We start from the raw sequence: 1,640 nt of genomic DNA, 5'->3' as shown, positions 1-1,640 counted from the left end.
AACACCACAAACGCACTCAAATCCCAACCCCGCGTCAACTCATCCAAATACACCGCACCCCACGCCTTCGCCCCCACCACCCGCGACACATGAGCAGGTGTCATCGCATCGATGAGCTCCACGTCGAGGACTCCCGCGACATGAGCGATCCCGTCGACGTGATGGGCTTCGAGCAGCGCGGCGACCTGAGCCCGTTCGGCGACATCGCACGCGACGACGTCGACACGTTCCGCACCGGCCGCCCGCAGGCGGTCGACCGTCTCGGCCAGCCCGGGGCTGTCCGGGCCGCGCCTGCTCGCCAGGACGAGTTCCCGCGTCCCGCGCGTGACGAACCACTCGGCGACCCGCACCCCGAGCGCACCGGTACCTCCGGTGACGAGGAGCCGCCGCGGAGACGGACGGCCGTCGCCGAGCGACGCTCCCGGATCCGTGCCGGGCCGCGGTGCCGGGCACAGCCGACGGCCGTGGATCCGCCCGTCACGCACGGACACCTGGTCCTCGCCGCCATGGGCCAACACCGAAGCGACAGCGGCGAGTTCCTCGACTCCCGGCTCCGTCGCCACGTCGATGAGTCCGCCCCACCGGTCCGGGTGTTCCAGAGCGGCCACACGGCCGATCCCCCATATCGCCGCCTGCGCCGGATCGTCGGGGCCGCGACCGGGGCCGAACCCGGCCCGGGTGACGACCCACAACGGCGCGCGCACGCCCGCGTCACCGAGGGCCTGAACCAGCGCCATCGTTTCGACCACCCCGGCGGAGGGTGAAAGGGAGCGGGAGAGGGGCAGGCACGACAGCACACCGGCCGGCTCGCCCTCGTCGACCGCCGACTCCAGCAGCGCGGCGAGCCCCTCCCTGTCCCGCACGTCGCAGGTGAGCCGCTCCAGACCGGGGACCCACCGATCGAGCCCGGCGAGAGGGACGGCGTCGGGCTCCTGCAGCAGCAGCCAGCGCCCGCTCAGGGAAGCCGTGGCCGGTACCTCCACCGGCGCCCACTCCACGCGGTACCGCCAGCCGTCGACCTCGGCGCGCTCCATCTGTTCGCGGCGCAGTTCCGTCAGCCGGGGGATGACCGCATCCAGCGCGTCCTGAGGCACGCCGAGCGTGTCCGCCAGGTTTTGCGTCCCCTGCTCCACCATCGACCAGAAGGACGCGTCACCGTCCGAGTCCGACGGCATCCCCGACGCCACCGTGTGCGCCGTGACCGTGGGCCAGAATCGGGTGCGCTGGAAGGCATAGGTGGGCAGGGCGACAGCCACGGCACCGTCGTGCCCACCGAAGACGGGGGTCCAGTCGACCTCCCCGCCGTCGACGTGCAGCTTCGCCATCCCCCGCAGCAGCGCCAGGTGCTCGGAACCCTCCTTGCGGAGCATCGGTACGAACAGGGCGTCACCGGCGTCGCCATCGTGCGGAACGCAGCTCTGCGCGAGGGCGGTGAGGGTGCCGTCGGGTCCGATCTCCAGGAAACGCGTCACACCCTCGCCGGCGAGAGCGCTCACCCCGTCGGCGAAACGGACCGCCTGACGGACATGCCGTACCCAGTAGTCCGCCGACGCCAACTCGCCGTCTGCGGCGAGGCGTCCACTCACGTTCGAGACGACCGGGATGGAGGGTGCGGCGTAGCCGATGCCTTCCGCGACGCG

At 71.9% G+C, this 1,640-nt stretch carries 1 protein-coding gene; it reads right to left on the bottom strand.

What is annotated here, in order from left to right; genetic code table 11:
* Positions 1–1,640 (bottom strand): SDR family NAD(P)-dependent oxidoreductase (locus tag ACZ4MF_RS48975; RefSeq protein ID WP_467500942.1); only part of this gene is annotated, 1,640 nt, incomplete at both ends.

It is taken from the genome of Streptomyces sp. NPDC025793 (assembly GCF_055558375.1).
This window is presented reverse-complemented; position numbering and strand designations above follow the sequence as displayed.